11 protein-coding genes are annotated in these 7,644 nt (G+C 54.6%); 1 reads left to right on the top strand and 10 read right to left on the bottom strand.

From position 1 onward, the window contains the following. Positions 1 to 236 precede the first annotated feature (236 nt). The 9 genes from PMI32_RS31150 to PMI32_RS0129180 all read right to left on the bottom strand — a co-directional run bounded on the left by PMI32_RS31150 (position 237) and on the right by PMI32_RS0129180 (position 5,841). Positions 237 to 524 (bottom strand): tail fiber assembly protein, encoded by a 288-nt coding sequence (locus PMI32_RS31150; protein ID WP_081501798.1) that lies wholly within the window; start codon positions 522 to 524, stop codon positions 237 to 239. A 9-nt stretch (positions 525 to 533) separates the two neighbouring features. Further along, positions 534 to 884 (bottom strand): phage GP46 family protein, encoded by a 351-nt coding sequence (locus PMI32_RS04495; RefSeq protein WP_008033625.1) that lies wholly within the window; start codon positions 882 to 884, stop codon positions 534 to 536. A 62-nt stretch (positions 885 to 946) separates the two neighbouring features. After that, entirely contained in the window at positions 947 to 1,681 is a 735-nt protein-coding gene (locus PMI32_RS04500; protein ID WP_008033624.1) for a hypothetical protein, read from the bottom strand. A 63-nt stretch (positions 1,682 to 1,744) separates the two neighbouring features. Continuing rightward, positions 1,745 to 1,933 carry a hypothetical protein gene (locus PMI32_RS0129185; RefSeq protein ID WP_050550372.1) on the bottom strand — a complete coding sequence of 63 codons (189 nt, stop codon included), beginning with the start codon at positions 1,931 to 1,933 and terminating at the stop codon, positions 1,745 to 1,747. An 87-nt stretch (positions 1,934 to 2,020) separates the two neighbouring features. Then, the gene (locus PMI32_RS04505; RefSeq protein ID WP_008033623.1) at positions 2,021 to 2,797 is read right to left on the bottom strand and encodes a phage protease; all 777 of its coding nucleotides are present in this window, start codon (positions 2,795 to 2,797) and stop codon (positions 2,021 to 2,023) included. Between the two features lie 79 nt (positions 2,798 to 2,876). Continuing rightward, on the bottom strand, positions 2,877 to 3,947 hold the full coding sequence (locus PMI32_RS04510; RefSeq protein ID WP_008033622.1) for a hypothetical protein: 1,071 nt from the start codon (positions 3,945 to 3,947) through the stop codon (positions 2,877 to 2,879). A gap of 138 nt (positions 3,948 to 4,085) precedes the next feature. Next, complete coding sequence (locus tag PMI32_RS04515) at positions 4,086 to 4,565, bottom strand: phage virion morphogenesis protein (protein ID WP_008033621.1); 480 nt, start codon at positions 4,563 to 4,565, stop codon at positions 4,086 to 4,088. Between the two features lie 9 nt (positions 4,566 to 4,574). Then, positions 4,575 to 4,985, bottom strand: coding sequence for a PBECR2 nuclease fold domain-containing protein (locus PMI32_RS30790; RefSeq protein WP_008033618.1), 411 nt, complete (start codon positions 4,983 to 4,985; stop codon positions 4,575 to 4,577). Beyond that, positions 4,951 to 5,841 (bottom strand): phage head morphogenesis protein, encoded by an 891-nt coding sequence (locus PMI32_RS0129180; protein WP_008033617.1) that lies wholly within the window; start codon positions 5,839 to 5,841, stop codon positions 4,951 to 4,953. The genes PMI32_RS30790 and PMI32_RS0129180 overlap by 35 nt, the downstream gene beginning before the upstream one ends. Before the next feature lie 63 nt (positions 5,842 to 5,904). Here PMI32_RS0129180 and PMI32_RS04520 point away from each other — a divergent pair, with 63 nt between their 5' ends. Beyond that, positions 5,905 to 6,261, top strand: coding sequence for a hypothetical protein (locus PMI32_RS04520; protein WP_008033615.1), 357 nt, complete (start codon positions 5,905 to 5,907; stop codon positions 6,259 to 6,261). Here the strand turns inward: PMI32_RS04520 and PMI32_RS04525 are convergent. Continuing rightward, a complete protein-coding gene (locus tag PMI32_RS04525) occupies positions 6,258 to 7,274 on the bottom strand; it encodes a DUF935 domain-containing protein (RefSeq protein WP_008033612.1) in 1,017 nt (338 codons plus the stop codon). The genes PMI32_RS04520 and PMI32_RS04525 overlap by 4 nt on opposite strands. Between the last annotated feature and the right edge of the window lie 370 nt (positions 7,275 to 7,644).

Genomic DNA, 7,644 nt, shown 5'->3' with positions numbered 1-7,644 from the left:
GAACCTGCGCTCGGCCTCTCGAGGGGGCGTGTACCTCAAGATCAAAAGCGGAAGGCGAGCTAACGCTCGGCCTGATGAGTGGTGAAAATCAAAAGCAAATTGTAAGCGCGCGCCGGATTTGGCACCGCCTTGCGCGATAATTGGCACCGACCAGATCAAGATGTGTCGAGTGCTTTAGCGTTCTATTTGGCACCTGTGAGCGTGAAGTCGTATTCGGTCCGCATTACCCAACGCATTTAAGCTGGGCTAACCGGCCAAGTTATCGTGAAGGGATAACCTGGTTGTTGCTCCATTCGGTTCAAATCCACGCTGTAACGCATCCACGCGAGCAAGGCTTCTTTCTCTTGCTCTGTCGCCATCTCTAAATTAGCTGCGTACTGTAGCGGCGCTATGCGCATTTGAGCCACGCCAAGCCGACCATCCCGCTCAGCCAGAACCTGCACCACCTTTGCTTGTTTCTGGGCTACGACGTCCAGTTGCCAGCCACCGTCTCGCCACACATAGTAGTCACCTGGCGGAGGCAATAGGCCATGTCAAATCACTCTTACAGGCTGGCGAAACACCTGCGGATTGCCGGTGGCGTCGATAATTTCGACATGTAGGACAAGCCAGCCGTTGTGAGGCTGCTCGGCGGAGATGGAAATCTTTCTGGCGCGACCGTCATTGATCAGGGGCTGGAGCGCTTGTTCGGCGTATTGCTTGGCAAGAATGCCAACCCTTGGGCGGTCTTTTTCGCGGCGAAGTTCGTGCAGGCGGGAACCCAACGTGGGGTCTGCCAACCAGGTTCCGAGGGGAGTAACGAGGCGGATGTAAACGGCATTTGCCAGCGTATTAACACGCTGGCCCGTCAAGTCGCCTGTGGTTGGGTTTATGCCTGCGTCCATGGGGATGCATGGTGCAGAGGTACGCGCAGTGAGGGTATTTCAGGACGGTTTAAGATTTACAGTCAGTCGCTAGCAGAACCATCATCCTTCTGATTGATAAGGACAGTGGTATAGAAATCCCGCTTGTGGAAACTGTGAGCAATATCTGAAAGATCACCTACATTAATGACCCTGGAATCATGACCGGAAGTCCCATCGTAGACGTAAATCCGATACTCCTTCTGATGACTGAAACACTCCCTTTTCTGCAGTATGGCTTGATCCTCTTCGAACGAACCATTGAAGGTGTCAGGGTCAAAATATTCAACCATTCCACGACCCACGATGTTTCCTGCCTGCACCTCAGCCTTTAGCGCGATGTCTAAACGCGCAATGAATTCTGAAGCAGCAACAACTACGCAGTAGTCCCCCAAATCCCCCTTTTCGACGTCTAACATCATGTGGGATTTTAGCTCGTCGAACGTTTCAAAGGTTAACTCATCATCTGTACAAAGGGTCGACATGCAGTAGACGTGGTAGTCATTGTGACGCGTTAGTCCCAGCACAACCGGACCTGCCAAACTCTTTATTACATGCTCCTCTCCAGTCACGTTATTCTTGATGGTCATCCTCGATATCTGATCAGGTTGGTACCAGCCTGTTACCCCCTCATGCTTGTCCCCGATATTGCAGGCGTCTTGCTCCTCGTATGCCTTGAAAAACCTCAAACGATTCATGTACAAATCACCGCGCAAAAATGCGTCGCGATATGCCTCTTCTTTGAAAAAGCGAATGAAGACGATAATTTTTTTCGCCATGTATTGCCTGCGTGAGATGCGGTAGAGAGGAGATCATGGACCGCTAAGAGGAATAGCAGAAACTCACTGCAATGGCGATGGCTTTGCGCTGCCACCATGGTCGTGTTGGTTATAGAGATTTCTGTCCGCCTGCATGGGCCGCTTGTGATCAGCAATCTCTCCATCTGCCTTGATATCTTTAGTGACTTTCATGTTCTCCGACATCTCAACCAGCGGCGTTTCAAATCGAAATTTGTTCTTTGCCTTGAACACCAGGTCATCAGTCTCCGAGCCTTTCTTGTCCCTGTAAGACCTTCGGGAGTATCAGATGAGTTCCGATCTACGCATCGCACTGCGCTTTCAAGCCCATTCCACGGTTGCTGGCGTAATTTTCCCGGCCTGTGTCGCTGAGGTGATCAGCGCGTCGACGGCCTTGTCGTGCTCGGTTTTCTTCTGGGTGGCCAGCGCCTGTTCTGCATTGGTGGCGCGGGTTTCCAGCGCGTTGTAGTCCGCCCGAGGGACGAACTGTTCCAGGTTGGCTTTTTCGGTGTTCGTCGCTTGGGCCGTAGCTTTGAGCTGAGTGGTGGCCGCGAGGGCTTGTTCTTCGGTGGCTGTGTCCGGCAAGCCGAGCGCGGCCAAAAGCGCAGGTGAAAGTTTCACAGGCGTGTTCTCCGTGGTTTCTTGATTGAGGGCTGTAAGCAGGAAGTTCGGTTTGTTGGTCAGGCCTGCGCTGACCGGGCGCGCAATACGCGTGGTATCGGGGTCGAAGTCGAAGACGGGGGATAGAAAACGGTATTCACGGTTGATGACCTGGGCGGACGCTCGGGGCGTCCAGTCAACGAGGCCCCACAGCGCGCCGCCACGAATCTCCAGTTGCTTGATCCAGCCAGCGGCCGGGGCGTCTTCGCCCTTGGTGGCGCGGTGCTGGGTGGCATGCTCCCAATCAATGGGCAGATCGATAGAGCGGCCAGTGAAGCTGGATTGCCCCAGCATTCCTGCTTGCTCATCGAGCAGCCACTGCCGACCATCGCGATCGGTGATGTTGGGACCAGGGGGAATTAGTTCGACCCACTCCGGGGCCTTGCCGTCAGAGACGGTGGCGGAAAGGTCGGTGTTGAGTGCGAGTTGAGTTTTCATGCCGCCATTGTTGGCGGCATGTCAAAGCGGAGATATTTCAGGAGGGTTTAAGGTTTTTGTGAGGGTGAGAGTTCAGGCTTCACTTTAAGCTCAAGATAAACTCTACCGCTTCTGCTGCTGCCAGAGCAGGACTCTCCTCCCTAATGATTTTTGATGGCGCGTCCATAAAACTAACTGGCTCCGCTTCCCGGATCTGGGGATCGTTGAGAAAAATCTGAAGAGACTTTTTTCCCGAGAGAGAACTATTGAGCGTGTCGCTGACTCCCTGACTAAAACCACTGTGTCGTAGTGCAATAACAAAAGCATAATCTGCAAACTTTATGAGAGGGTCATCAGACGTCGCCCCGTCAAATCTCAATCCATGAGACGTTTCCGTCTGTATGTTTCTTCTTTTTAGCTCATGAATCAATGAGGACTCGATAAGCTTGACCTCTTTGCTGTCTATCAGCTTAATAATTACACCGCGCTCTTGCTTTGCGGTTTTGTAATTGAAGTTATAAGGAGCTAGGTCATCGCTTGAATAGCATGATTCGATAAAGCTGACCCCCAGTGGGGTGATTTTTCTTTCAGTGATTAGCCCTCTGGCCATTAGCGTTTGCAGCGCCAGCTGAGAGATGCTATCGGACTGGAGATGAGTGAGGAAATTTCTGGAGTCGATTAGCTTGCCACTTTCAGAAATGCATGAATATCTTGTCATTGTGTAGGTTTCACGCAGGATATCCAGGTGTTCAAAAGCTAACTCTTTCAGAGAGTGTATGAAGTGGCGTCTATGAGTAACGGGAACTAAACCTAGTGCTATTGAGCGGGTGAGCATTGCATAGGGAGTGGTTTTTTCTTCTTCAATGTCTGAGACGCAAGCGTCAAGCAAAGCATGAAAGTCGGCCGCATTAAGTTCCGCATCGATCAAATCCTGATCAAAAACCCCCTCTCTAGATAGCAAGGTTCGATGAAATTCAACGATCCGCTTCTCGTTGCGTCCCTGCACATAATCACGAGCAACCTCTAGGCCGATTTTCGACGCTTCGTATATAGCACCGCCAACGGGTGTAAAGCTGAAACCCGCTTTGATCGCGACGTCAGCAATTTTAAGAACAGATTTGGCTCCGTCTTTTTTAGACAGAGCAGTCGTGCGGGTTAGAAAATTTGCCACGTGACACTCCCTTTCTCTGGCAGCTTGAGTTTTCGCATTCTAAGGGAATCTAACGCAGCTCTAACGCCCCTTAACAGCAAAATGCGAGCGTAGATACCGATCACGTCATTCAAGAGGTGTCTGCCGGGCTCCACGCGATTAGCCCTTGATCGGCTCCATAAGATAGTCATGGATGGTGAGCACCACTTCGGTTTCATCATCGGATGACAACCCAAGATATGGCCGTGCGGGTATATCTCCCCAGGGAATGGGTCGACCTTTCGAGCTGCCCGAAGCCCCTTTCTTCTGCCCGAACTGGTGTACTGCTCCGTAGGGGCGGTCCGTACCAAAGGCCAGCTCAGTGCTGGTGACTTGTTTGCGCAGGGTGTCCTGGAGCGTACCTTTCTCCCGGAGGATGGCGGTGCCTTTCTTTCTCGCCAAAGTGACGGCCGAGAGCGGCGCCCAAGGCGAACCGTCCGGCGCCACCTTGCGCTGGAAACGCTCGTCGGTGGATTGGTGAAGGTATTCACCGATGTCATTAAAGGGTGTAGTGAGGTCGCCAAGTCGACGGGCCAGCTCTTCCAGAGCACTGCCGATCTGGCTGGTGTCGAGGGTGACATCGAGCATTGCACCTGCCATCAGGTTCTCCTACTCAGGTCGGCGATAAAGCAGAACACCCTGGCGCAAGGGCTCAAGGTACTGCTCGCTATCTTCAACAAATCCCGTTGCGCCGCTCCAGCCTCCATCGCCCTGGTCGAACACGGCCACGGCAGAGCTGGCTTTGCCCTTCACCTGGCCGTGCATCAAGTAGCGGCGCCGCAATGTGGCTTTGCCCAAGTCCGGCTGCCATTCCAAGCGAGCCCAGATCTCGTCGGGCACCTTGATGGCTTCTATCAGCAGGGGCAGTTCGCGGACTTTGATCTGCTGAGCCAGCGTTATCGCGCCGGTTTTGGCATCTGTGAACATCTCCCGGCCGACTATCAAGGCATCACCGGTCACATCACGGAACACTGCCGGAGCGGCATCAGTGGCACCGAACTCGCCAAGGAACTGAGTCACCGCTTGCGGCGCAGTGACTTTGGCAGGAAGCAAGCGCTTCGCCGGGATTGACCGAGGTAGCGGCAATGAGCCGGCCGGCCGGCCGACGGCTAGGCAGTCCTGTTGCTAGAGCTGGAGTTGTTGACGGCGCAGGTAGAAAGTCACGGGCGCGCATCTGGGGCACGGAATTCGCCAGGCGTGATTGACCTGGTGCGTATTCGAAGCCAGGATCGATCCCCTTGGGAACGCGAACAGTGCGCGAGCCGTTGGGGCTGTTCTTGCCGATAACCCGATCTTCCCACTCAATAGCAGGCGCGGGGCCAATCGTCAGGCCCTGGCGTTTGACATCTCTGGCCGAGAGCATGAATTTTTTGCACTTGCACCCCCAGCCGCACGATGGCGAGTGAGTGGCCCACCAGGCATCGTCCAGTGGCAAGGTCGTGCCGCTCCAGGCCAGGTGTTGTGGGCGTGGGTGAGCGCTGTCGCCATGGCGGTAAAGGCCATAGGGGCGGCGCTTGCGTAATTCCGAGTCGGCCATCTGCGCTTCACGGCCAGCGTTATAAGACTGACGCAGGTTGGTTTCCCAAATGACGCTGGTGCGCCAGCCACGTTCGCCCTGGTACTGCCAGCCATGTTTGCCAACGACCTGGTCAAAGTCTTTACGGAATTGTTCCAAGGTAGTGCCGTTAGCGATGGATTTCTCGACCGCACCGCGCAGGTCGACCAGAAGATCCCGTTTGACCGCTCCAGCCACGACAAAGGCGTAGTCATGTTCGGAGGTATAAATGTCCGTCCAGGAGCGAGTAGGCAGATTGACCTTGCCATGGAAGTAGTCGATCTGTTCTTTGAACGGAATTGACCCGTGGGAGACGGCCATTTGCTATACCTCAAACTCTGAAATTATGATCACTGTTCATCAAGCCAGGAAATGGAGCGCCTTATGAATATCGTCGCCTTAAGACACGTCGTTGAAAACAACCCAGAGCTGATCGAAGAAAACGTACCAGCAAGGGGTAACCCTGCTGCGGCGATAGGTGTCGCCAGGTTTCTCGTCGGCAACAATGGCAACGTAGAAGCGCTGTCGGAAAACCAACGCTATCACTACGAAAATTACATTCGCCCGCTAGTCGAAAATGTTCCATGCAGTGGAGTTTTCGGTCCCGAAGATGAGGACGGGAATGGTGGCTGCATTGGCAACGGTAGAATTGATGATGAGGATCTAGACGGCTGCTACATCCTGGATGAAATGCTTTGCCAGGAATGCCAGGCACTACAGACCAGGATGCAAGACGCTTAAAGCCCTCTCAATATGTCATCCCGCCCAGCCAGGCTGGCTGCCGTCAGCCCATCGGCAATAGCATCCGCTAACTGGCTGGTGGTCATCGCCGGATAGGTCTCAATCAACCGATCCCGAAACTCTTCCAGGCTATTGACTGCGTCGAGCAGTTCCTTGATCTGCTCGACCATGTCATCCACATACACCCCCGCCGTCCGCTCCATTGTCCGCACCTGGTTATCCACGATGTCCGGCATAACCACTGGTTTAGTGGGCGTCTGCTCGCTGTTGGTCGCTTGTGCCAGCGACGGAGTAGCAACAGGCGCCGGTATCCCCAGCAGCTCGGCACCCACGGCCGGAGCCGGGATGTTGAGTTTGTCGCGGATCACCGACTGTTCGACCTTCAACCCCAATGGCACCAGCTTCTCCAGAGCGTCGACCAGGAGCTTGGTGTCTTCGGGCTGTGGTACGTCGATAATCAGCCGTGGATATGGACGACCAGGTGCAAAGTTAAGATCGCACCAGGGCCGCACAAAGTAGCGGTTCAGTGTGTTGGATTCCGCTTTGGCATCCGCTTGCAACAGATCGAGTCGCACCTCGTTGTGAACCAAGGCCTGCGCCATGCTGGAGCCATCGTCGGTGGACATTGTCTGCCCCACAACTGCTTTGCTGACTTGCTTGTCCCACCACTCGGCCAGACCTTTGAAGAAGTCACCGGCACCGGTCACGTTCGCGGCCTGGGTAAAGTCAATGCGCATGCTGTCCGGTATCACCGCCGCCGCGTCACTGCCCAAGTTGGCCACTGCTGACATGAGAGTTGCGATATCGTCCTTGCTGGCACCTGGTCCATAGCGCCCAACGCGCATTGGCATACCGAAGATGTCGGCAAAGCCCATCCAGTCCTTCCAAGTCCAGGCCTTGCACATGTAACCCACGGCGGCTAGACGTGCCAACCCGCCCCGGATCGGCAAGCCCGAACGGATGCGCGGCAGGTGGACGATGAATTTGTACGGTGCCAACGCAACGCCGTTCACTGGGTTTGCCTCAGTCACCTGTTGATTGACTGGGTGGACGCCATCGCTGGCAAGCCAGCTCCTACAGGGGGAATGTGGATGTGTTCGGAATGAGTTGACCGCAGAAGAGAAGCAGAACGCGTACTACGTTTTTTCCCTTTGGGCGTTATAGGCTTGAACGTGTGACCAGGGTGCTCGGCCTTTCGAGAGGGCTACTATGGCAACAGCACCGCGAGGCGGCCTGGCTCCTCAGTCGTGCGCGGACTCCAGCATTGTTGTGGCCCACAAATTTCGGACACTTACGCATTCCCCTGTAGGAGCCGGCTTGCTGGCGATGGACGTCAACGATAACGCGGGCTGTCTGAATGAACGCGTTGTCCAAACGCTTTTC

It is taken from the genome of Pseudomonas sp. GM60 (genome assembly GCF_000282415.1).
Classification (GTDB): domain Bacteria; phylum Pseudomonadota; class Gammaproteobacteria; order Pseudomonadales; family Pseudomonadaceae; genus Aquipseudomonas; species Aquipseudomonas migulae.
The sequence above is the reverse complement of the archived record's forward strand: the minus strand, read 5'-3'. Positions and strand labels throughout refer to the sequence as shown.

What these genes read in the sequence shown, in the direction of transcription:
- PMI32_RS04505 (WP_008033623.1), bottom strand. Translation starts at nt 2,797, where the DNA reads ATGAAAACTCAACTCGCACTCAACACCGACCTTTCCGCCACCGTCTCT.
- PMI32_RS04500 (WP_008033624.1), bottom strand. Translation starts at nt 1,681, where the DNA reads ATGGCGAAAAAAATTATCGTCTTCATTCGCTTTTTCAAAGAAGAGGCA.
- PMI32_RS04520 (WP_008033615.1), top strand. Translation starts at nt 5,905, where the DNA reads ATGAATATCGTCGCCTTAAGACACGTCGTTGAAAACAACCCAGAGCTG.
- PMI32_RS04495 (WP_008033625.1), bottom strand. Translation starts at nt 884, where the DNA reads ATGGACGCAGGCATAAACCCAACCACAGGCGACTTGACGGGCCAGCGT.
- PMI32_RS0129180 (WP_008033617.1), bottom strand. Translation starts at nt 5,841, where the DNA reads ATGGCCGTCTCCCACGGGTCAATTCCGTTCAAAGAACAGATCGACTAC.
- PMI32_RS04515 (WP_008033621.1), bottom strand. Translation starts at nt 4,565, where the DNA reads ATGGCAGGTGCAATGCTCGATGTCACCCTCGACACCAGCCAGATCGGC.